Origin of the sequence: Methanobrevibacter sp., from assembly GCF_030539875.1 — an archaeon.
Lineage (GTDB): Archaea > Methanobacteriota > Methanobacteria > Methanobacteriales > Methanobacteriaceae > Methanocatella.
The window spans coordinates 1-21544 of record NZ_JAUNXI010000021.1 but is presented as its reverse complement, the minus strand read 5'-3'; the positions used below and the strand labels follow the sequence as shown (position 1 = coordinate 21544).

At 33.3% G+C, this 21544-nt stretch carries 25 protein-coding genes and 3 tRNA genes; 6 read left to right on the top strand and 22 right to left on the bottom strand.

Annotation, left to right across the window (positions count from 1 at the left end; genetic code table 11):
• Positions 1-2 precede the first annotated feature (2 nt).
• The 12 genes from Q4Q16_RS08015 to Q4Q16_RS07960 all read right to left on the bottom strand — a co-directional run bounded on the left by Q4Q16_RS08015 (position 3) and on the right by Q4Q16_RS07960 (position 6222).
• Positions 3-254 (bottom strand): energy-converting hydrogenase B subunit J, encoded by a 252-nt coding sequence (locus Q4Q16_RS08015; protein WP_303347203.1) that lies wholly within the window; start codon positions 252-254, stop codon positions 3-5.
• Positions 251-727 (bottom strand): MnhB domain-containing protein, encoded by a 477-nt coding sequence (locus Q4Q16_RS08010; RefSeq protein WP_303347202.1) that lies wholly within the window; start codon positions 725-727, stop codon positions 251-253. The genes Q4Q16_RS08015 and Q4Q16_RS08010 overlap by 4 nt, the downstream gene beginning before the upstream one ends.
• Positions 724-1005 carry a hydrogen gas-evolving membrane-bound hydrogenase subunit E gene (mbhE, locus tag Q4Q16_RS08005; protein ID WP_303347201.1) on the bottom strand — a complete coding sequence of 94 codons (282 nt, stop codon included), beginning with the start codon at positions 1003-1005 and terminating at the stop codon, positions 724-726. Before mbhE ends, Q4Q16_RS08010 begins: the two co-directional genes overlap by 4 nt.
• The gene (locus tag Q4Q16_RS08000; protein ID WP_303347200.1) at positions 998-1333 is read right to left on the bottom strand and encodes a hydrogenase; all 336 of its coding nucleotides are present in this window, start codon (positions 1331-1333) and stop codon (positions 998-1000) included. The genes mbhE and Q4Q16_RS08000 overlap by 8 nt, the downstream gene beginning before the upstream one ends.
• Entirely contained in the window at positions 1330-2787 is a 1458-nt protein-coding gene (gene ehbF, locus Q4Q16_RS07995; RefSeq protein ID WP_303347219.1) for an energy conserving hydrogenase EhbF, read from the bottom strand. Before ehbF ends, Q4Q16_RS08000 begins: the two co-directional genes overlap by 4 nt.
• Entirely contained in the window at positions 2777-3163 is a 387-nt protein-coding gene (locus Q4Q16_RS07990) for a cation:proton antiporter subunit C (protein WP_303347199.1), read from the bottom strand. The genes ehbF and Q4Q16_RS07990 overlap by 11 nt, the downstream gene beginning before the upstream one ends.
• Positions 3163-3405: a DUF4040 domain-containing protein gene (locus Q4Q16_RS07985; protein WP_303347198.1), complete on the bottom strand. Its 243-nt coding sequence runs from the start codon at positions 3403-3405 to the stop codon at positions 3163-3165. Before Q4Q16_RS07985 ends, Q4Q16_RS07990 begins: the two co-directional genes overlap by 1 nt.
• The gene (locus Q4Q16_RS07980) at positions 3398-3820 is read right to left on the bottom strand and encodes a cation:proton antiporter (protein WP_303347197.1); all 423 of its coding nucleotides are present in this window, start codon (positions 3818-3820) and stop codon (positions 3398-3400) included. The genes Q4Q16_RS07985 and Q4Q16_RS07980 overlap by 8 nt, the downstream gene beginning before the upstream one ends.
• Entirely contained in the window at positions 3820-4083 is a 264-nt protein-coding gene (locus tag Q4Q16_RS07975; RefSeq protein WP_303347196.1) for a hypothetical protein, read from the bottom strand. The genes Q4Q16_RS07980 and Q4Q16_RS07975 overlap by 1 nt, the downstream gene beginning before the upstream one ends.
• Before the next feature lie 38 nt (positions 4084-4121).
• On the bottom strand, positions 4122-4436 hold the full coding sequence (locus Q4Q16_RS07970; RefSeq protein WP_303347195.1) for a monovalent cation/H+ antiporter subunit E: 315 nt from the start codon (positions 4434-4436) through the stop codon (positions 4122-4124).
• Positions 4437-4707: 271 nt separating this feature from the next.
• Positions 4708-5409 carry a metal-dependent hydrolase gene (locus Q4Q16_RS07965; RefSeq protein ID WP_303347194.1) on the bottom strand — a complete coding sequence of 234 codons (702 nt, stop codon included), beginning with the start codon at positions 5407-5409 and terminating at the stop codon, positions 4708-4710.
• A 72-nt stretch (positions 5410-5481) separates the two neighbouring features.
• Positions 5482-6222 (bottom strand): succinylglutamate desuccinylase/aspartoacylase family protein, encoded by a 741-nt coding sequence (locus Q4Q16_RS07960; protein WP_303347193.1) that lies wholly within the window; start codon positions 6220-6222, stop codon positions 5482-5484.
• Positions 6223-6267: 45 nt separating this feature from the next.
• Between Q4Q16_RS07960 and Q4Q16_RS07955 the strand changes: the two genes are divergently transcribed.
• From Q4Q16_RS07955 to Q4Q16_RS07945, 3 genes are all read left to right on the top strand, one after another.
• Complete coding sequence (locus Q4Q16_RS07955; protein WP_303347192.1) at positions 6268-8190, top strand: IGHMBP2 family helicase; 1923 nt, start codon at positions 6268-6270, stop codon at positions 8188-8190.
• Positions 8191-8282: 92 nt separating this feature from the next.
• Positions 8283-9461, top strand: a complete 1179-nt coding sequence (locus Q4Q16_RS07950) for an argininosuccinate synthase (protein WP_303347191.1) — start codon at positions 8283-8285, stop codon at positions 9459-9461.
• A 35-nt stretch (positions 9462-9496) separates the two neighbouring features.
• Positions 9497-10222 carry an NAD-dependent protein deacylase gene (locus Q4Q16_RS07945; RefSeq protein ID WP_303347190.1) on the top strand — a complete coding sequence of 242 codons (726 nt, stop codon included), beginning with the start codon at positions 9497-9499 and terminating at the stop codon, positions 10220-10222.
• Here the strand turns inward: Q4Q16_RS07945 and sfsA are convergent.
• The 3 genes from sfsA to Q4Q16_RS07930 form a co-directional block, all read right to left on the bottom strand.
• Complete coding sequence (sfsA, locus tag Q4Q16_RS07940; RefSeq protein WP_303347189.1) at positions 10172-10885, bottom strand: DNA/RNA nuclease SfsA; 714 nt, start codon at positions 10883-10885, stop codon at positions 10172-10174. The two genes, Q4Q16_RS07945 and sfsA, sit on opposite strands and share 51 nt — an antisense overlap.
• Complete coding sequence (locus Q4Q16_RS07935; protein ID WP_303347188.1) at positions 10872-12413, bottom strand: NAD(P)H-hydrate dehydratase; 1542 nt, start codon at positions 12411-12413, stop codon at positions 10872-10874. The genes sfsA and Q4Q16_RS07935 overlap by 14 nt, the downstream gene beginning before the upstream one ends.
• Before the next feature lie 330 nt (positions 12414-12743).
• Entirely contained in the window at positions 12744-14180 is a 1437-nt protein-coding gene (locus tag Q4Q16_RS07930) for an MBL fold metallo-hydrolase (RefSeq protein ID WP_303347187.1), read from the bottom strand.
• A 260-nt stretch (positions 14181-14440) separates the two neighbouring features.
• On the opposite strand from Q4Q16_RS07930, the gene Q4Q16_RS07925 reads away from it, so the two are divergent.
• A complete protein-coding gene (locus Q4Q16_RS07925) occupies positions 14441-15571 on the top strand; it encodes an NAD-binding protein (RefSeq protein WP_303347186.1) in 1131 nt (376 codons plus the stop codon).
• Positions 15572-15606: 35 nt separating this feature from the next.
• On the opposite strand, the gene fhcD is transcribed toward Q4Q16_RS07925, so the two are convergent.
• A complete protein-coding gene (fhcD, locus tag Q4Q16_RS07920; protein WP_303347185.1) occupies positions 15607-16497 on the bottom strand; it encodes a formylmethanofuran--tetrahydromethanopterin N-formyltransferase in 891 nt (296 codons plus the stop codon).
• A gap of 84 nt (positions 16498-16581) precedes the next feature.
• A complete protein-coding gene (locus Q4Q16_RS07915) occupies positions 16582-17643 on the bottom strand; it encodes a UPF0104 family protein (protein ID WP_303347184.1) in 1062 nt (353 codons plus the stop codon).
• 67 nt (positions 17644-17710) lie between these two features.
• On the opposite strand from Q4Q16_RS07915, the gene Q4Q16_RS07910 reads away from it, so the two are divergent.
• Positions 17711-19144 carry a TrkH family potassium uptake protein gene (locus Q4Q16_RS07910; RefSeq protein ID WP_303347183.1) on the top strand — a complete coding sequence of 478 codons (1434 nt, stop codon included), beginning with the start codon at positions 17711-17713 and terminating at the stop codon, positions 19142-19144.
• Positions 19145-19196: 52 nt separating this feature from the next.
• A complete protein-coding gene (locus Q4Q16_RS07905) occupies positions 19197-19856 on the top strand; it encodes a TrkA family potassium uptake protein (RefSeq protein WP_303347182.1) in 660 nt (219 codons plus the stop codon).
• Here Q4Q16_RS07905 and Q4Q16_RS07900 read toward each other — a convergent pair.
• From Q4Q16_RS07900 to Q4Q16_RS07880, 5 genes are all read right to left on the bottom strand, one after another.
• Positions 19851-20462 (bottom strand): MBL fold metallo-hydrolase, encoded by a 612-nt coding sequence (locus Q4Q16_RS07900; protein ID WP_303347181.1) that lies wholly within the window; start codon positions 20460-20462, stop codon positions 19851-19853. The two genes, Q4Q16_RS07905 and Q4Q16_RS07900, sit on opposite strands and share 6 nt — an antisense overlap.
• Before the next feature lie 60 nt (positions 20463-20522).
• A tRNA-Trp gene (locus Q4Q16_RS07895) sits at positions 20523-20670 on the bottom strand.
• A gap of 52 nt (positions 20671-20722) precedes the next feature.
• Positions 20723-21133 (bottom strand): Holliday junction resolvase Hjc, encoded by a 411-nt coding sequence (gene hjc, locus Q4Q16_RS07890; protein WP_303347180.1) that lies wholly within the window; start codon positions 21131-21133, stop codon positions 20723-20725.
• A gap of 113 nt (positions 21134-21246) precedes the next feature.
• Positions 21247-21322, bottom strand: a tRNA-His gene (locus Q4Q16_RS07885).
• A gap of 30 nt (positions 21323-21352) precedes the next feature.
• Positions 21353-21435 (bottom strand) — tRNA-Leu (locus Q4Q16_RS07880).
• Between the last annotated feature and the right edge of the window lie 109 nt (positions 21436-21544).

Sequence of the window (21544 nt, the reverse complement as noted above, 5' to 3'; positions counted from 1 at the left end):
CCTTATTTACTCCTTGCAAATAGTAGTTTGCCTACAAAAATTCCTATTAAAGCAGAAAGAAATGCAGTTGAAATAGGCAAATCTGTGTAAAATGGATAATTGCCTGACTGCCATGCCACAATAATTCCTGCAATAATTATTATAACAAATGACGCCAAAGTAAACTCCATATCAAAAGCATCAAGTTTGATTTGAGATCCGACAATCAAACCCAAGATTAATCCGAATATAATTGGTCCTAAACTTAACATCATTCGCTCTCCCCTTTAATTTTATCAAATCCTGCAAATGCAATAACAATTGCGGACAATCCTACAAATACTTTTAAACCAACAAATATATTGAGATATGGAATAATTCCTGCATTAGTAACATCCGGATAGTGCAATACGTTTTGAATACCTGCCGGCACCACATTTAATAAATCAGTACCTGTATTATATAAGAAAAATCCTCCAACGAATAATCCGATTAGTCCAAAAATGATGAAACCTAATGCGCCAACAGATTCTAGAACTTCAACATATGCATGTGAAAACTCTAATGGAGAATTACCTAAACCGTAAACAAGAATAGACAATATAACTCCACTTGCTATCATGGCACCACCTTGGAATCCTCCGCCAGGAGTGATATGTCCTCCAAGAATAGTCATTATACCTAAACAAATCAATATTATTGAAATTGGTAAAGACACTAACTTTAAAATCATACTACCTTGATTCATTGTTTATCCTCCAATAATCCTCTACCAAAGACAAGTAATACTACTAAACCGGCAGTCAATAAAATAATTGCTTCACCTAATGTATCATATGCTCTGAAATCAAAAATAACAACAGTTACCATGTTTGGAGCAATTTGAGTTCCCAAAGCATTATATATATTGCTTACACCAGCATTGATTATGCTGCTTAAATGGAATATTGCATCAAGTAAAGTAACTGAAAATATTGCAGTTACCACGGCCGCAATTAAATTACGAATTGTATTTTGATTAGACAAGACTACCACCCCAATACAAAAATGCACCAACAATTCCAAGTGTGATTACTGCATAAAATAACATTTTTTCCAGTGAATCCTCCTGTTCAATTTTAAATTTTGGAATAAGAGGAATATTCATAATTAACACAACAGCAACCAATATGATGGCAAATGCTGTAAGCAAAACACTTACATGTCTTAGCAACATTGTTGCTAAAATAATTGAAATAATTAAAAATATTTCTGCTGTAACAATACCTGAAACATCCACATTAGTTACCGGCCCCGGTGAAAACAATTTTTTAAATTGTTTTACAGCATCAAATATCTGATCATAAAGCTTCATAAAATTCCTCCAACAAAGCTAGAAATTCCACTTACAACATGATTTGGGAATAATCCTAAGAATATAATCAATATTAACAATACTCCCATAGCAAATACCATAGCACGAGGAACTTCTTTATTTTCAACTTCTAAATCAACAGGTTTTGGTTTTAAAAACATTGCATAAAATGTTTTTACAAATACTACAAATGTTGCAATACTTACCACAATAGCCAAAATAGATATTTCAGGGAATCCGCAGCTTAATGAAGCCTGAACAAGCATTAATTTTGATTGGAACCCACTTAACGGAGGAACACCTGCCATTGCCAAACCGGCTATTAAAATCATGATGCTGACTTTTGGATGATATGTCAGAAGACCACCCAGCTTACGGGTGTCTACCTCATTTGTTGCTTCAACAATTGCTCCAAATCCTATGAACAACAATGCAGTAATAATAATTTCATTTAAAGCCTGGAATAATCCGGCAGTTATTGCGAAATTAGTTCCAAGACCTATACCCAAACCGATGAAACCTAATTCCCCTACAGCTAAAAATCCAATCATTCGCCTAAAGTCTGTTTGAGTAAGTGCCAGAGAAACCCCCAAAATCATGGCCAATATTGAGAAGAACACTATTAAAACTTCAAATATTGGTAATGAAGAATAGATTCTATGCAAAATCAATACAATAGCAATCATTGAAATAACAGTAAATGACTGAAGCAATGCAGCTCCATGAGGTTCCGCTTTTGAGTAAATTCCAGATTTTATAGTATGGAATGGTGGCAAACCTGAGGCATATAACCAACCAAAGAATATTAATCCGAGTGATAATAAAAATACTGGAGATGTGGCGTCGACAAATCCGTTATGAACTGCAGCGACAATATCGGTTATATTCACACTACCAGTTAACGCCAATAAGAATCCAATTCCTAAAAGCATTATCGGGCTTCCAATAGCGCCTAAAACCATATATTTTAATGCCATTTCATAACTATAATCAATTGATGAAGCTGCAACAATACCTACCTGAGCGAGAGCCAATATTTCAAAGAATACAAACATGTGGAATATATCATCTGTCAAAAGGATTGCAGTAACAGCAGCTGTACCCAAGAACAATAAAAACAAATAGGGTCCTGAAATCTTTTTATATTTAGTTAAATAAACAAATACAACTAAAAATGTTAAAAGACCAACCATTGCAATGAATACCTGTTGCAAGAATGTAAATGAATAGGTAATTGCCGGATGATATACTGTACTTGTCACATTATCCAATATCGGCTCATATCCTCCAAAGTAATGAAGACCATAATTTGACAATAATGGAATCAGCGGAAGACAGATTGCAACAACAAATGCGAAAACTTTAGAAGCTTTATTGAACTTTGAAAAAGCACTAATAATCAATGCTGCCATTAAAGGAACAACAACCATAAGTGGGATTAATTCATTCATGATATTCCTCCTGTTTTGATGTATCTGCCAGCATCACCTTTGTACTTAAAGTGCCGTATTTTCTATAAAGAACCATTACCAATGCAAGCATAACGGCCAAAGTACTTGCGCCAATTACAATACTGGTAAGTACTAACCCAAACGGCAATGGATATGCTGCATTTGAAGCAAACCAAGAAGTATCCATTCCAGGCATTAAAATAGGAACAACACCTCCTGCCTTATAGCCAATAGCAACAATGAATAAATTAGCACCCTCTTCAATGAAACTAATACCAATAACCTTTTTTACGATATTATCAAGAAAAATTGCAGAATAAAGTCCGATAATGACCAATGCACCGGAAGTCAATAATATTGCAAGTTGTGTTTGTGCCATCAGCTATCCTCCCTTTGAGTTTTTTTAACAGCCAGAGCAATAAATACAGGTATAATTGCTGCACCCACAATAGCTTGGGTTAAAGCAACATCCGGCGCCAATAATATTTGGAAAAGAACTGCCAGAGCCCCGCCAGAAAAACCTGTCAAAATTGCTGCTTTCAATAAATCTTTTTGGATAAGAGCAAGAATTGCACTTAAAACGATTATTAAACATAATACAAACTCTATCATCTTACTCATCCTCTTTAATTTCTAATGTAGTAACTGAAAATTTTTCATCAGCTTTGAGTTTTTCAGAATCTTCACTTTCTAAAGCTTGCACTTTTTCCTTAGAATGGAAAAACGGATTATTTTCATCTACATCTTCTTCAACATTTTGTAAATCTAAATTATTTTCAATATCTTCTTTCTTCCAATAAGCATTAGCAATTGCATGGGCAATAAATGGTGCTAAAATAAAGTAAATTCCTGCAAGCAGATACTGGCCAATTGCAATCAACGCAATAATACATGCAACATCAAAAATACCCATAATGTGAATTCTTGCATAAACAACATTCTTTGTACCTTTATCAAAAGTAAGGAGACCTATTGCAGAAATTATTATTAAAATGGCTGCCAGGACAAGAAGAATTGATTGAACATATTCTATCACTAATCATCACCCCCCAAAACTGCAGCAAAAACAATAGTTCCTACAAAACCAAAGAATATTAAAGCTAAGGATATATCTCTAAAGAATTCGAGATTATACAATTCTCCAATAATCAATAATGCAACTGCAAATGCATTTATAACAATTGAGCTTCCTAAAAGCCCCATTGATGTGGATTTATATGCACCTATTCTCAAAGCAGTCAACATTATTATCATTAATGCAATAACCACAATATATTTTGAAATAAATAATACATCCATACTATCTCACTCGATTATTTAATAAAAAAATGAGAATTTCATTCCAACATTTTTTTTATATACTGTTCAAAAGGAATAATTTCCTCTTTTTTTCTTGGAGAAATAGTAGCTACTTTGATAATGTTATTTTCACTGTCCAAATCAACAGACAAAGTACCGGGAGTCAAAGAAATACTGTTTGCCAAAATTGTCTGTGAAACTGGCCTTTCTAAAACAGTTTCAATATCGACAACAACCGGATCAATATTCCTCATCATAACCGCATTAAATGCAACATCAAATGTTGCTTTAATGATTTCATAAATAAGGTCTAAGAAATAAATAATTCCATACCCAATTCTAGCCAAAAACATTAAATAAGCTCCATTTCATTATATTAAAAAAGTCAAAAAATTGACTAAATAAAAACATTATTATTTATCATGATTATTTATTATAAATGTTATGCATTCATGAAAAAAACTCATAAAAAATCATGCCGCCACGACAATTTTTAAAAAAAAGTATACTGAAAAGACCGCATATCTTAAAAAAATTAAAATAAATAATGTTTAGCACATTTAAAGGCGTTTAATGCATGAAAAAAAAGGTTGTTTTTACGACTTCATTACTGCAGAAAATCGATTAACTGACATAAATTTCAAATAGTTTAAATAAAACTGGAGCGTGATAAACTATTGAAATTAAAGATAAAATAAAAACCACAGCCAGTCCAAAACTTTTATAAACCTTTTTTGAAGATATTGGAGAAAATATTTTAATTCCAGAAGGGGTGAATGAATCAAGGACAATATGTGAAAACACACCTAAAAACAGACTTAAAGCAATTTCAATATATGAAATTTCGCCTGTTTTAATAACAAATAAACTGATGAAAAATGTTGGTAAAAACACCATTAATAATTTCTTATTTAAGAACATGAAGCTTAAAAGAGCAATTAAAATAGCCAGAATCAAATAGTGATTTTTTAATGAGGTTACTGAAACAATTAACTGCAAAGCCCAAATTAATATCAGACTAACTGCCGAAGTCAATGTCAACACTCCAAAGATGGAATGTGTAAAACTGCGATGCTGGGAAAAATAAAATATTGCTCCTAAAAATACAATTATTAAACCAACATAATAAGGCAATTCAATTATATAAAGAGAAATGAAGAGAACTAACCCGAAAATGATAATCTTATAGACGTTTTCCTTTTTGAATTTATGGTCAAAGTCAGGAATATTTGCACCAATTAATGTTAGAGCAATCAACAATGGACTGTGAAAAAACATGCCTGCCAGAATTAATGCAAATATAGAATGCCATTTATAAGACGACACTTAAATCACCTTATAAATACTATTTAAATAATTATTAAAAATAAATAATCCAAGAGCATTTGAAAAGTAACCTTAAATTCCAAAATATGATAAAAAACTTTTCATCTGATAAAAAGACTTTCTAATGGCCTGTGAAGTAACATTGCCGAATGGACATAAAACTTCACAGGTAACAGCAGGAATTCCTTTTAAGTTGCAAACATCTTCCATCGCCCCCTTATAAGAAGATCCGGCATAATTAAAATAAATCATTTTAGATCCAACATCTTTTGAAATATAATTAGCTATTAGAAAGCTTTCAGGAGTCGGACATTTAGATGAAAAAATAGATTCGCACCCAGGATTTGAATTATGCGCAGTGGAATGAAAATCACCAACAAAATCAATGTCCAAGTTTTCAATGCATCTGACTATCAAATTACTTAAAGAATTGTTGATGTGAGCAGAACGATTTAAATCCTTTGAATTGAAGGTTCTTTCATTATTCATAGATGATTTTGGGCATGCAAAAGGTATAAAATAAACTGTATGATTCAAATCTTTACCAATTAAATCATTCAGCAGCAATACATTAGCTATTTGAGGAGCCAATTCATTTCCATGTATTCCAGATAAAAGCAATATTTTATTTCCACAATTTCCTAATTTAAAAATAGAAGTTCCATAAACGGCTTTTTCTAAAATAAACTGAGTTAAGGAATTCAATTCCAGTTCATTTAGGATTTTATTGTTTCTTGAAATGTAGGCTCCTGAAAAATCAGAAATATAACTCATTTCCAGATTTTCAAATCGTTCTACCTTTTTAAAATACATATATTAATTATAGATAAAAACTCTTATTTAAAAATAGGGATTAAATTGAAAAAATACATTAAAAGATTAATAAAACTGGTCAATTATGAAAGAGATGCTGAAATAGATTTGATGACTCATGAAATCAGCACCATGTCTGGCAAAAAACGGGAAGAACTTGGCAGAGCCATAAATAAAGTTAAAGGAAAGAACATCGGCAAAGAATTAGGATTGGAAATTGTCCAATATGGCCGGTCAAAGCCCATTGATAGTGAAATTTCTGTTGGAGACATGGTTTTGATCAGTAGCGACAATCCTCTTCGAAGTGATTTAACCGGAACAGTAACTGAAAAAGGATCCCGATTTATTAAAGTTGCATTTGATAAGAGAATTCCAAAATGGGCCTTAAAAAAGAAAGTCAGAATTGATTTATATGCAAATGATGTAACTTTTAGAAGAATGGAAGATAATTTAAGACATTTAAACCTGAAAGGAAAAAATGCCTTAGAGTATATTTTAAGTCAGAGAAATCCTAAAAAAAATAAATCCCCACCTTATATCGATTACATTGACAAATCACTTAATGAATCTCAAAAATCGGCTGTTAAAAACGCTCTGTCATGTGAAAATTTCTTTTTAATTCATGGTCCCTTTGGAACCGGTAAAACAAGGACATTAGTTGAATTAATTTCACAAGAAACAAGACAGAACCATAAGGTCCTGGCTACTGCCGAGAGCAATGCGGCCGTAGATAATATTTTAGAAAGATTAATGGATAATAAAAAATTAAACTTAACCAGGCTTGGACATCCCCAAAGAGTATCAAAACACAACATCACCCAGACACTAGCATATAAAGTTGAAAAACACGAATTAAATAAAAAAATTGACAGGATTTACAAAAAAATTGACAAATTAATAGAAAAAAGGAAAAACTATACAAAACCAACACCTCAATACAGACGAGGATATGGAGACTATGAGATTCTCCACAATGCATCTAAAGGAAAAGGAGGGCGCGGAATAACTTTTGAGAAAATGAAATCAATGGCGCAATGGATTGAATATAATCAGGAAATTGATGAAGCCCATGACGATATAAAACGGATTGAAAATAAGATGATTAGAGACATTATTGAAAAGAGTGATGTTATTCTTGCAACAAACTCATCAGCAGCCCTTGAATCAATATCTCAAACAAAATTTGACGTAGCCATCATTGATGAAGCTTCACAAGCAACAATACCAAGTATATTAATTCCGATATCCAAAGCACACCGATTTATACTTGCAGGAGACCACAAACAACTGCCTCCTACAATCATAAGCGCTAAAGCAGACGAATTGAAAAAAACATTATTTGAAGAACTGATTAAAAAATATCCTTTTAAATCACAGCTATTAAATGTCCAGTATAGAATGAATAATCTGCTTATGGAATTTCCGAATAAGGAATTTTACAATAACGGTTTAAAAAGCGATTCAAGCGTTAGTAATATTGATATTGATGACCTGCTCAGTCCAAATAAACATGAAGAAGCATTGCTATTCATCAATACGTCAAATGCTGAAAACAATGGAGAAAACCACTTAAAAGATTCAAAATCAATAATAAACCAATTAGAATCTGAAATTGCCGTAAATATTGCTGAAGATTATTTGAAGGCAGGCGTCGGCACAGAAGATATCGGAATAATTACCCCATATGCAGATCAAGTAAAAATCATACAAGACAACACACCTGTTGAAGTAAAAACAGTTGACGGATTTCAGGGAAGAGAAAAAGAAATCATAATAATATCAACAGTCAGAAGCAATAATAATGGAAATATTGGATTTTTACAAGATTTAAGGCGATTAAATGTTGCAATAACACGAGCTAAGAGAAAATTAATAATTATAGGAAATAAAAATACTTTAAAAAATAATCCAACATACAACAGACTTATTGAATTTGTTGAAGGTGAAAAATTATTAATCGATATTTAACCATATAAACACTTAAAAATTATAAATACTATTAAAAATAAAATTATTAAATGAATATATAATTATTATTTATTTATTAACGGTGATTAATTATGACTGAAAAAGTAGTTTTAGCATTCAGTGGAGGATTAGATACCTCTGTTTGCGTCAAATTATTAGAAGAAAAGTATGATGTGGAAGTTATTACCGCATGTGTAGATGTTGGACAAGGCGAAGAAGAAATGGAAAAAGCAAAAACCATGGCATCTAAAATTGGTGGTTTAAAACACTACAATATCGATGCAAGAGATGAATTTGCAAATGAATACATCGCACGTGCAATCAAAGCAAATGCAGAATATGAAGGTTACCCATTAAGCACTGCACTTGCAAGACCCCTTATTGCTCAAAAAATTATCGATATAGCTAAAAAAGAAGGAGCAACTGCTATTGCACATGGATGTACCGGAAAAGGAAACGACCAATTTAGATTTGAAGCAGTTATTCTTGCAATGTCTGATTTAGACATCATTGCACCAATCAGAGAATTAAACTTAACAAGAACTGAAGAAGTAGAATATGCAAAAGCTAAAGGAATCGAATTAAGTTCAGACAAGCTTTACAGTATTGATGAAAACATTTGGGGAAGATCAATTGAAGGAGACATATTGGAAGACCCTGCAAACGAACCTCCTGAAGAAATCTATGAATGGACCAAATCCTGGCAAGATGCAAATGACGAACCTGAAAAAGTAACAATTGAATTTGAAGAAGGTGTTCCAATAGCTATCAACGGCGAAATGATGCCTTTAATTGACCTTATCAGAAAAGCAAATGAAATTGCCGGAAACAATGGTGTCGGAAGAGTAGATACAATTGAAAACAGAATGATTGGTCTTAAAAGTAGGGAAAACTACGAAGTGCCGGGCGCTAAATTATTAATTGCTGCTCACCAGTCTTTAGAGGAATTGGTTTTAACTACTGATGAATTAAGATTTGCAGAATACATGTCAACACTTTATGCTGATTTAGTCTACAGAGCTCTCTGGCAAGAACCATTAAGAGAAGATTTGGACAACGCATTTGACAAGATGCAAGAAAGAGTTAGTGGAGAAGTTGTAATGAAACTTTTCAAAGGTTCCATCCAACCGCTAGTTAGAAAATCTCCATTTAGCCTACACAGCATTGAACAGATTACCTTTGAAGACAAGGAAACTGACCAAAGAGAAGTTGAAGGTATGATTAAATACCACGGTCTTCAAGCGGCCAATTACCAAAAATTAAACAGATAGCTTTATAGCTATCATTACTTATTTTTTTATAGTTTATGTCTAAAATTAATCAATTGCAGGAAATTATTGACAATTCTAAAAGCATTGTGTTTTTTGGAGGGGCAGGAGTCTCAACAGAAAGTGGAATTCCTGATTTCAGGTCTGAAAATGGAATTTTTCAAAGTTTGAAAAAATATGGAGACACACCTGAAAATCTTGTTTCACATAGCTATTATTTAGACCATACCGAAGAATTTTTCCAATATTATAAGGAAAACCTTATTTTTAAAGATGCAAAACCAAACCCTGCACACACAGCACTAGCCGAATTAGAAAAAGCTGGAAAATTAAAAGCCATCATTACACAAAACATTGATGGCCTTCACCAGAAGGTAGGAAGTAAAAATGTATTGGAACTTCATGGAAGCATTCACAGAAATACCTGCCAGATCTGCGGGAAAAAATACAATTTAGACTATATTCTAGAAAGTGACGGAATACCCAAGTGTGAGTGCGGAGGCATTATAAAACCGGATGTTGTGTTATATGAAGAACCTCTAAACAACGGGATTTTAAATTTTTCAGCAGATTACATCTCTCAAGCAGACACATTAATTGTTGGGGGAACTTCACTTGTTGTTTATCCAGCAGCAGGACTTATAAACTATTTTAACGGTGAAACCCTTGTCCTGATTAACAAAAGTAAAACACCATATGATAATCTTGCAACACTAATCATTAACGATGCCATCGGGGAAATTTTTGCCCAAATCAAAATTTAGAGATTCCGGAATCAAGGTTATTCCTTCTAGCTGATTGTCGCACCTGTAAACAAGTATTTCAACACCTTCGCCATAGGCTTCATTTAGTGTTTGAGAAAAAACCGGATCATTTTCCCAGTTTGGTCTGAAGAATTTGCCAGCAGGATGTTGAATTAGGAAAAAAACAATGCAACGATTTTTCTCTTTTTTAAGCTTTATTAGCTCTTTTAGGTGTTTTACTCCCCTTTCAGTAGGAGCATCTGGAAATCTGGCTTCACCATCAACAATTAGAGTGACACCTTTTACTTCAACATAACATTCCTCAGTTTCATTTGAAAGATATATGTCAATTCTTGAATTGTCAACGCTCTTTTCTCTTTGATGAACAGAATATCCTACAAGTTCTTTAATTTTACCTTCAACGATTGAATCATAAACAATGCTATTGGCTTGCTGAGAGTAAAGTGACACCAGCACATTTTTGTTTTCTACAAAATGAAGTGAAAATTTGGTTTTTCTATTTGGATTGTCTGAAGGTTTAAGCCAAACAGCAGCATCCTCAACCAGTAACTCCTTACATCTGCCTGTATTCGGCACATGAGCCTTTTCCATTTTGCCGTCGATTTCGACCTCAGCGATAAATCTGTTTGGACGATTTTTAAAAATTCCTTTAACATAATCCATTTTTAATCACATTTCCAATAAAGGACACCAGATCTGATGCTGAAAACCCATTTCCTTTAACATTAAAAGCCTCATCACCTGCAAGGCCATTAATAAAAGTGGCAAGAGCAGCACTATCAAAAGCATTTAATCCTTGAGCAAATAAACTAGCAGCAACACCTGAAAGTGCATCACCAGTTCCCCCAACAGTCATTCCAGGATTGCCAGTTTTATTAATCTTAAAGTTATTTCCAGATAAAATCAAATCGAATTTTCCTTTAATAACAACCGTTCCTTTTATTTGGCGGGTGATTTGTTGGAATTTTTCAATGTTTTCATCAACCAGTTTAAAGTCATATGAATCTATGTCCAGTTCCAAACCGTTTTCGAGTTTGAAAAATGATTTAAATTCAAAAATATGAGGAGTTAAAATGATATCTTCACGGTTTTTAATCAGCGCCAATTCGACCATTTTTAAAGCATCAGCATCCAGAACAATAGGTTTTTTTATTTTTGAGACAAGCACATTAAATAATTTTGAAGTCTCATCAGAAATTCCTGATCCAGGACCAATTAATACAGCATCGACATTTTGTGACAGTTTAATAATTTCTTCACTGTTTTTTAAAGACAATTCATCACCTGCAAGAGATTTAACAATTAAATCAGGAGAAGTAGCTTTAATAGCTTCAGCTGCCTTTTGAGGAGAGGCAACATAAACTAAATCTGCACCCGCGCCGATTGCAGCCATTCCAGCAATAGCCGGAGCACCGGAATAATCAGAAGATCCCCCAACAATAAGTAAACGGCCGTTATTGCCTTTATGTGAATTTGAATCCCTGTTTTTAAGTCTTAAAAAGTCGCCGAAATTAACAAAATACTCTGCTTCAAATGGAATACCGATATCTGCAGTTACAAGGCCTCCAACAACCTCCTCATCAGCATTTCTAACACCTGTTTTGATTTTGTGAAAACTGATTGTATAATCCGGAACAACCGCCAAATCCGCAATCTCGCCAGTTAAAGGATCCATTCCAGAAGGGACATCCACACTTATTTTAATTCCGTCAGATTCATTAATAATTTCAATAGCCCTTTTAATATTAGTTTGCAATTTCCCTTTGATTCCGGTTCCCAAAAGACCGTCAACGATTACAAACTCCTCATCCCTGCTTTTAGCAACTTCACAATTATTGATGTCATCTAAATTTTTTAAATTGAAAATATTTAAACGGGACAAACGAGGTTTCATATTTTTTAGGATTTCAAGATTAATCCTGGCATCGCCAGAGTGAATATTATCCTTTAACATGTAAATATCAACATTATATCCCCTATTCAACAAGTATCTTGCTGCTACAAAACCGTCACCGGCATTCCCCCCAGAACCTGTAAAAATCACTACTTTAACCGGCTTGGCAAAAGTATAAACTGCAATTTTACCTACTTCTTCAGCTAATGATTTACCGGCAGATTCCATCAGACACAGCCTTGATAAACCTAAATATTCACAATTATAATCAGTAACCATCATATCAAGGGGTTTCATAATAATCCCACACTTTTACTCCTTACAATAATATCTTGTATTGTATTTCCTATTAATTAAATTTTTTTCAAGACCAAAAATATATTACAGAAATTAACTGATACCTACAATGACTCTTACAAGCTTTGTTGATTTTAATCAGTTCGATTTTGGTTCCAAATTAAAAAAAATCTCGAATGGTTTTTTGAAAAGTATTTTTCAATTATCTATCTTTTATGATAAACGAAGATTTTATATCTTGATGCAGCTTATTTTCTAATTGTTTTATAAAGGAAATAATATTGAATATAAAAAAGACAAACCACTCCTAAACGTTACCAATGACCGGCATTAGATTTTTGTAATGTTGTGTATGCTCTTAGCGCCATGACCTCCAAATATTTGCCAACTGCCTTCACTTAAAATCTTAAAAAGTTCCCTGCGTTGAATAGCACAAAGTTCTTTATCACTATCAACTGAAGTCATTAATATTGGAGCATGCATATTATATTCTGCCTGTTTCGGAATCATATCCTTCATATTAATGAAAATATCTCCAGTAAATGTTATATGATGTTTAAAGTCTATAAGTATTGATTCACCTTTAAGATGACCTCCTTTTCCTTCATAAACTTTAAAATGCAGTTCTCCAAAATCGAAAATCCCCGTTTGTTCCAATGCCCGATTTATATGCCTGTTTTCACCAATGATTTTAAGTTTATCCGGAGGAGTTGTTTTATAAGATGTTAAAATATTACAAATTCCAATATAAGGCTTGTGTAATGGATTTTTTTCACGGAAATTTCCTTCGCCCTCATGTTCAAGTTTTAATGATTCTGCACTTTTTGCACTGGCATAAACAACATCAAAAAGATTTAATAATCCGCAGTGGTCAACATCAGCGTGAGTGATGAATACCTCTTTTTCAATATCATCAAAATTCGGGATTATACTTTTAATAATCTCAATCATTTCCTCTTCAAAACAGGCATAACCAGTATCAACAAATAAATATCTTCCCATACTTTTTATAATTGCAGTATTGCTTCCGCATGGAGGTTCAATAAGTATTATTTCTGTGTTTTCAGTGATTTTATGTGTCGTTATTCTTGCATCGAAATTTTCACATCTGGAATGTGAAAGAATTTCAGTTAATTTTGATATGCTTTCAAATGTCTTATAAGGTGAAACTCCTGTTTCATCCAGTATTTGCATTGCAAGATTAGTATTAACAATTAATTCATTTTTAGCCCCATCAGTTATGTCCATTGCCTTTGCAAGTTCATTTACAAAATTATTGTAAAAAAAGCTATTATCATAAATCTTATTGCTCTGGTCATATTTTATGATTCGCAAATCACATTGTTCTTTAGCCTCTTTCATGAAATCGTCAATACGTGTTTGGCCTTCAGCAATTAAACCCATTTTAAAATATTGGTAGTTTGTATCATTTTCCTGTGAACTGATATAGGAAATATTAAATTTATAATCATTAATAAGTTCTAAAATAGGAGTAACGCTACCTGGTGTATCTTTTAATTTAAATTCAAGTAGAACTATATCACGATTTTCAGTATTGCACTGCAAATATCCAATTTCCATCAAATCTTCAGCTGCTTTTTTAAGTTGTTCTTCTGTTCCTTCAGCATCGATAAAAAGCATGTGGGAATCAACAGATTTGTTATAGCTTACTCTAGTAATGTTTATACCTATTGATGAAAAACATTTACTTGCTTTTAAAAATGATCCAATATGATTTGGCATTGTTGTAACGAATGTTTTTCTCATTTATATTCACCTGTTTACTTAAATGAACTTTGTTTATCATATTACTTAAAATTTTATTGGGAAAATTATAAAAAATCACATTAACAAAGCAATATTGGTGTTGATTTACTTTCAACACAACATATCCTCCCACAATTAAACGTGCCGAATATTTTCACCAAGCCAGTGCCAATAGGCAATGAGAAAGATTACCTTAAATTAAAATATAACTTTTTACTTAAAATATAATTATTAGAAATAATATTAAGGAAAAAACATCTATGAGAAAAATTACAATAAAGATCTTAACAAAACTGCCAAAAAGATATGTGACAGCAGGATTAGTATCGGTTATTGCACTGTTTATCTATGGAGTTGTTGGTTCCTATTTTATAATGGGTCTAAGTCCTATTGATTCTGTTTATTATTCTGTCATAACTATGGCAACTGTAGGTTATGGAGATTATATACCTCAAACTGGAATTCAAAAGATTTTTGCAACAACATTAGCTCTCTCAGGCGTTGCAATACTTGCTTATGTATTCAATTTATTTTTAACAAATTTTCAACAGACAATGAGAAAATATTCAAAAGAGGCCAGGAAAATGAAAAAAATTAATGACATGGAGGATTATTATATTCTTTGCGGATTCGGCAGAGTCGGAAAAGTAGTATTTGAAGAACTGAAAAAAAGAAATCAGAATATTATCATATTTGAAAAAGATAAAGAGGTTTGCGAAAGCATTGAGGAAACTGATTCAATCGTTACCATTAACAAAGATGCTACCGAAGATGATTTAATAGCTAAATTAGCTAATGAAAAATGCAACAGCATAATTATAAGCACCGGAAATGATGTAAGCAACCTGTTTATTGTTTTAACAATACGTGAAACTAACCCTGATGCATGGATTGTTACAAGAGCAAGTAAAATTAGAAATATATCCCGTCTTAGAAAAGCAGGTGCAGATAAAGTTGTTTCTCCGGAAATAAGCGGAGGACAGGACATGTACTTTGAATCCACCAAACCCCATCTTTTAAGAATAACCGTAAGACACTCATTTAATGAGATATATGATGAACTTAAAGTAATTAATAAACATGGATGCATCCTAGAAAATATTGATTACCACCTCCCAGGAGTTAAGACACCACTTACACGCGAAATAAATGTAACAAGACTTGTGGATGGTCAAAAATACAGAAATTACCTACAAATACATGATGACCAGAAGATGGCATTGGAAAATCTATATAAAGTTGCCAACAATATCCATTCCCATTTTATTTTAGGACCCGATAAAAATTCCCTAGATAATTTGATTAAGGATTTAGAGAAAATGGAAGAGATTATTGGAATCAATTTAACAGATGAACAAATTGCTGAAATAACCAAAAAAGAGATATGCTGAATAAATAAAAAAAAAAGAAAAGAGAATGAAATTCTCTAGAATAAGTCTTGTAAATTCATGATGTAAGCACCTAATTTACCGTCGAAGTTACCTGCACTAATTTCAAGTACTCCATCGACATCGCAAGCTGCTTCGATACCTGCTTTCATAGCTGCTTTGACAGATTCTTCATCTACACCATCAATAACAATTTCAAATACACCATCAGCATCTTCCCTAATATCTGAGTCCACTTCACCTTTTAAGGTTACACACATTTTTTCGTTAGTAGATGCGTTTAAGAATTTTGAATATTTGTTGGATCCTACTTTAGAACCTGATGCAACCATACCGCCAGGGAATGGAGTGATTACACCTTCAACTTTTGAAATAGCTTCAACAGCAGCTTGTGCTGCTTCTACACCAGTCATTTGGTCTTTTGCTAAGATAAAGAAGTTTCCTCCAGCAACCCCATCTTTGTATCCGAATTCAGATTCTACTAAGAAATCACCAGACATAATCGGGATAGAGTGGATTTTTCTTCCGTCAATGTCGCATTCTTTTTCAAATCCGTCACCGAAGAATTTTAGTTTATTACCAGTTTTTAAAGTGTCTTCAGCATCGAGATAGTTGAATGCAGCTGCGGTAGGAGAAGTTAAAATACACATTCCAATTCTTTCCATTAACTCATGGTCAAGTGCTTTTTTACCGCCTTGACAGATCATGATAACATAACCAGGTCTTCCATCAGGAGTGTTTTCAGCCGGTACAAAACAATCAATACCTGCTTCTGCAGGACATCCAATAACAGAAGTTCCGTAACCGGTTGCTTCAGTTGCTGCGATTTTTGCCAATTCTTCAGTTGCTGCAGTAACTAAAATTCTAGTCACTTTAATTCCGAAACCTTCTGCATAAGTATCTTTAATTTCTACGCCATTAATTTCCATGATTTCACCAAAATTAATATGCAAAAAAATAAATTTTTTGCTATATTACAATTTATGAATATAAATTAAAATAAAGTTTTCTATTTAATTATCTGTTTCATCTTCAAAAGCATCTTCAATCTCATCAGAAGATGAACCTAATGAAGCCTTATCCAAAATTGAAGACCCATACTGAGGCAAAATGACCATTCCCAAAATTGTAGCCAACCAAAATGAAATTAATCTTTCGATGAGAGTTGCTGCAGCACTGATTGAAGCAGATATTCCTGCAACGGAATAAAATACAACCATAATTCCGTCAACAGCACCAAGGCCTCCCGGAAGAAGAGGAATCATACCTACCAATGAAGCAATGATGAAAACTTCCCCTATAATAATCGGACTAATATTTGCTCCAAAAGCTAAAAATACAAAATAAACTCTTAAAATCTCCAAAATCCAGATAACAAAGGATAACGGCAATGCATAATAAGTAACTTTTTTACTTGAAATCACTATTTTCATGGTATTTTGGAAGTCAGATATTACAGAATGAATTTTATTTTCCAATTCAGCTGAATTTTTCTTATAAAACCTTCTAACCAATCCAATAATCCAATTATCAACACGTTTTCCAAATTTAGGATTCACAGACATGTAAACAATTACAACTAAAAGAATAATTATAACAATTACTGATAAGACCATTACAATAATCAACCACAAATCCAAATTGAAATAGAACGGCATTCCAATTATTGTTATAATCGCCAGCAATACAAATGGAAAAGTGTCCAAAGCCCTGTCTGCTACAACAGTGGCAAATGTCTCCCTCATTGGATATCCATCTTCTTTAGACAGAATATATGCCCTTACTGGTTCTCCCCCTCCACGTCCGGAAGGAGTGATATTATTAACAGCAAGCCCTACCAAAACCATCGGGAACAGTTTTTTAAAGCTTGTATTAATATCTGCCAGATTGTTAAGTATCTGCCAACGTAAAGTATACAATCCATAAGTAATCACTTGTATAGCAATAGCTAAGATAATCAAATCCAGTTTTGCAATCTTTAATGCGGCCAAAACTTCTTCTATTCCCACCAGCCACAACATTACAGCCAATATAAGAAGACTGATTCCAAGAAAAAATAATGATTTTTTATCCATAGTTATAATAATTATTATTCTCCATACTTATAAATTTATATAGAGATTTATCCATAGTATTACAATAATGAGATATATAACAAAAACTGATTTACTGATTGTAGGAATGAATTCAGGATATTTAATGGTCGGAATTGGATTGATGTGTTTAGCACCATTAATAGTGGATTTGGTTTATTTTGAGTTTGATTTGATTAGTTTTATCCTACCGTCAGCAATATCCATATGTCTCGGCATTTTCTGCATAAAATATTTAAACAGTTATTCTAAAAAAAAGATGCGGCTTAAACATGGAATGATTATTTCTTCATTTGCATGGTTATGGGCGGGAGTTATTGGAGGATTGGTTTTTACCCTTGCAACCCCCCTTGCACCTATTGATGCAGTTTTTGAAAGTGTGTCTGCTTTAACCGGTACTGGAATGACCATGTTTTCCAATGTGGAAATATTGCCCCATAGCATACTGTTTTTCAGAGCTTTTGAACAGTGGATTGGAGGTTTAGGAGTTGTTGTTATGATTATCAGCATTTTATCCAAACCCGGAACAACATCCTCCAAATTATACGAATCAGAAGCCCGTGAAGAACGTATAAAACCCAGCACAAAAGCTACTCTCAAAAAAACAATAGAGATATATGTAATTTATACCATTTTAGGAATTGTACTGTATTTGCTGGCAGGACTTCCTGTTTTTGATTCAATCTGCAACACATTTGCCATAATCTCAACCGGCGGTATGAGCATTAAAAACGCAAATATGGGATTTTACAATAGCGATTTGGTTTATTTAGTCTCCATTGTTTTGATGATATTGGGAGCAACAAGCTTTTTAATCCATTACAAAGTCATAAGTACAAGAGGAAAATCTTTAATTGAAGATTTGCAATTTAAATTAATTATTTGCATAATAGCTTTTGTAACACTGATGCTTTATTATGTCTCAAATATCGTTCCGATAGACCTGTTATTTACAGTAGTCTCAGCACTAACAACAACTGGAGCAAACGTCGCATCCCCGGCAGCAATGGCTGGTTGGCCATCATTTGTATTGATTTGTTTAATGTGCCTGATGCTGACTGGAGGTTCCAACGGATCCACAGTAGGTGCTATCAAACTTGTTAGAGTAATTACCTTTTTTAAAGGAATTTACAGACACATACTTGAAATCCTATCACCAAGTGGCAGAGTTGTTCCAATAAAATTACAAGGCCGACAGATACCTGAAAGAGTAGTGGCGCAATCTGGAAATTATATTACATTATATTTCATATTCATACTTATTTCATGGGCGTTATTCTGCCTGTGGGGATACGATCCATTTGACAGCCTATTCTCAGTAGTATCTCTTCAGGGCAATAACGGTTTGGACCTTGGAATTATCTCAGGTCACATGCCTCCTGTCTTAAAAATAGTATCAATGATTAATATGTGGACAGGAAGGCTGGAAATATATCCGGTGCTAATTTCATTAAGGGCCGTTTTTGAACTTTTTAAAAGATAAGTTTATAATCTTTAAAAATAAATATTGATTATTTATTGTTAAAGGTGATTAAATGGATTATGTGATAATTATGGGAGGAGGCCGTGTCGGACTTGCTCTTGCAAATTTATTAATTAATGAAGGATACGACATTACACTAATTGAAAGTGATGAATCATTATGTGGTGAAGTTGCATCAGAGCTTGATGCATTGGTTGTTTGTGGAAACGGAACAAACTCCAAAGTACTTGAAGAAATAAACATCGAAGATGCCGAATACTTCATTGCAACAACCGGAAATGATGAGGCAAACTTACTTTCATGCATTTTAGTTAGAAAATATAATGTCCCCCATATTATTGCCAGAGTAAGTAATCCTGACCACGAAGAAGCGTTTAAAGAAGTTGGAATTGAAAAAGTAATCAGCCCCGAAAGAGCAGCTGCATCATATTTGCAAAAGGTTGTTACAAGACCGAATACAGCCGAACTGATGACAATCGGTCAGGGAGATGGAGAAATCTTAGATATGACCATAACCAATGATAAAATTATTGGTAAAAAATTCAAAGATGTTTCTCCAACAAAAGATTTTATAATTATCGCAGCTTATCAAAATAAAACATTAGTTATTCCGCAGCCCGACAATATAATTAGCCGTGGTGAAAAGGTTTCCGTTCTTGTAAAAAGAGGAACATTTAAAAAAGTATCCAAAAAGTTAGAAAAGAATTCATAAAAATGAATAAGACATTTTAATATGTTCTTTCCCATTATTTTCCAAAATAGGTCCATGGCCGGGGAAAAGTTTTACTACATCTAACTTCATTAATTTTTCAATACTTTTTTTCATATCCTCATAGTTTCCACCAATATCCATTCTACCAACACCCCCTCCGGCAAAAATAGTATCACCGCAGATTAGTGTTTCACCGTCCCATAGAGAAATGCCGCCACTAGTATGGCCAGGAGTATGAATTACTTTAAAATCAGCTATTTCATCCCCTTCTTCTAATTCAATGTCTACACGGGAATTACTGGCATCATCAAAACCAAAGGCACTAGCTGCAGTTCCTAAAGTATCCTCATTTTTAATTGGAATTGCATCCAATTTATGAACCGCAATTTTGGCATTTGGGAAAAAATGATTACCTCCGATATGGTCAAAATGACAGTGAGTATTAACAACCAATTCAATATCTTCCGGTTCAACACCGTTTTCACGTAATTTAGAGAATAAATACTCCTTGTTTTGACCGGCTCCAGTATCAACTAAAATATTGTCATTAATCAGATAACAATTTGAATCATAATTAAGTCCTAAAATAAAAACAATGTCTGACATGAATAAATAATATCAATACGAAAGTAATTAAAATTTTTGAAAAAAAGTTTTATATGAAAATGGGGTCACAGGGATTTGAACCCCGATCCTGGGATTTCTCTTGCCTCAGTACTCCAATTGTTCATCACAACAGGTACTGTTCAGTTACGCGTATATTTCTTCAAAGACAACTGGAGTCCCAGATGATGCCAGGTTACACCATAACCCCACATATAACATACAGTAATAAATTTATTTTAATAATATATAAACATTATCATTTACATTAATTTCATTTGCTTATCGATACCTGTTATCTCATCAATTTCCAGTCCTTTTTCAAGAGCATAATCCTTTTCAACTTTATAGTTACCATTTCGAGTACGAGGAGTTTTATCAGGTTCCAAAAAAAGCCATTTGATGTATTTAAATCTGATACCTATATAGGGTTTTGCACCGAATATTTTTGAGAATTTGCATAACTCATCAATTTGAAGCGAATCAATGTAGATTTTATCTTTGGTAGTTGTTTTAACTTCAATAGCCAAATATATATTGCCATTCCCTGCAACAACATCAGGCAATGGATTTTTAGTAGCTCCCCCAGATGCAGGAGCCCTCATAGCTGCAAAATTCCTTTCCCAAAGTTTATGTACCAAATCCCTTTCTTCAGCAGACCCTTTTTTAGCCATAATAACACAACAAGTAAAAAAATATTCTATATAATACCTAATTTGTTCAAAGCAATATATAATAAAAATGCGAGAGCATCTGAAAAGTAATCAAAAAAATAGTTTTTTATAAATGGGGCCGGAGCCGAGATTCGAACCCGAGTCCCGGGATCCACAGTCCCGGAGGATGACCACCTACCCTACCCCGGCAAATGAAATAAAATGAAAAAACTGTAAGAATGCGGGAGCAGGGATTTGAACCCTGGTAGACCTGCGTCAACAGGTCCTAAGCCTGTCCCCTTTGGCCTCTCGGGCACCCCCGCTTAAAGAAAAAACAAAGGATACATAGAAACCATAAAAAATCTTAACAAGTTTTTAAAAATGCTCCGGCCGGGATTCGAACCCGAGTCTTCGGCTCGAAAGGCCGAAATG

Bases quoted from the DNA above. Each gene is read 5' to 3' on its own strand.
- Q4Q16_RS08015 (WP_303347203.1), bottom strand. From the start codon at position 254: ATGATGTTAAGTTTAGGACCAATTATATTCGGATTAATCTTGGGTTTG.
- Q4Q16_RS08010 (WP_303347202.1), bottom strand. From the start codon at position 727: ATGAATCAAGGTAGTATGATTTTAAAGTTAGTGTCTTTACCAATTTCA.
- Q4Q16_RS08000 (WP_303347200.1), bottom strand. From the start codon at position 1,333: ATGAAGCTTTATGATCAGATATTTGATGCTGTAAAACAATTTAAAAAA.
- Q4Q16_RS07990 (WP_303347199.1), bottom strand. From the start codon at position 3,163: ATGGCACAAACACAACTTGCAATATTATTGACTTCCGGTGCATTGGTC.
- Q4Q16_RS07985 (WP_303347198.1), bottom strand. From the start codon at position 3,405: ATGAGTAAGATGATAGAGTTTGTATTATGTTTAATAATCGTTTTAAGT.
- Q4Q16_RS07975 (WP_303347196.1), bottom strand. From the start codon at position 4,083: ATGGATGTATTATTTATTTCAAAATATATTGTGGTTATTGCATTAATG.
- Q4Q16_RS07970 (WP_303347195.1), bottom strand. From the start codon at position 4,436: ATGTTTTTGGCTAGAATTGGGTATGGAATTATTTATTTCTTAGACCTT.
- Q4Q16_RS07960 (WP_303347193.1), bottom strand. From the start codon at position 6,222: ATGTATTTTAAAAAGGTAGAACGATTTGAAAATCTGGAAATGAGTTAT.
- Q4Q16_RS07950 (WP_303347191.1), top strand. From the start codon at position 8,283: ATGACTGAAAAAGTAGTTTTAGCATTCAGTGGAGGATTAGATACCTCT.
- Q4Q16_RS07945 (WP_303347190.1), top strand. From the start codon at position 9,497: ATGTCTAAAATTAATCAATTGCAGGAAATTATTGACAATTCTAAAAGC.
- sfsA (WP_303347189.1), bottom strand. From the start codon at position 10,885: ATGGATTATGTTAAAGGAATTTTTAAAAATCGTCCAAACAGATTTATC.
- Q4Q16_RS07935 (WP_303347188.1), bottom strand. From the start codon at position 12,413: ATGAAACCCCTTGATATGATGGTTACTGATTATAATTGTGAATATTTA.
- Q4Q16_RS07930 (WP_303347187.1), bottom strand. From the start codon at position 14,180: ATGAGAAAAACATTCGTTACAACAATGCCAAATCATATTGGATCATTT.
- Q4Q16_RS07925 (WP_303347186.1), top strand. From the start codon at position 14,441: ATGAGAAAAATTACAATAAAGATCTTAACAAAACTGCCAAAAAGATAT.
- fhcD (WP_303347185.1), bottom strand. From the start codon at position 16,497: ATGGAAATTAATGGCGTAGAAATTAAAGATACTTATGCAGAAGGTTTC.
- Q4Q16_RS07915 (WP_303347184.1), bottom strand. From the start codon at position 17,643: ATGGATAAAAAATCATTATTTTTTCTTGGAATCAGTCTTCTTATATTG.
- Q4Q16_RS07910 (WP_303347183.1), top strand. From the start codon at position 17,711: ATGAGATATATAACAAAAACTGATTTACTGATTGTAGGAATGAATTCA.
- Q4Q16_RS07905 (WP_303347182.1), top strand. From the start codon at position 19,197: ATGGATTATGTGATAATTATGGGAGGAGGCCGTGTCGGACTTGCTCTT.
- Q4Q16_RS07900 (WP_303347181.1), bottom strand. From the start codon at position 20,462: ATGTCAGACATTGTTTTTATTTTAGGACTTAATTATGATTCAAATTGT.
- hjc (WP_303347180.1), bottom strand. From the start codon at position 21,133: ATGGCTAAAAAAGGGTCTGCTGAAGAAAGGGATTTGGTACATAAACTT.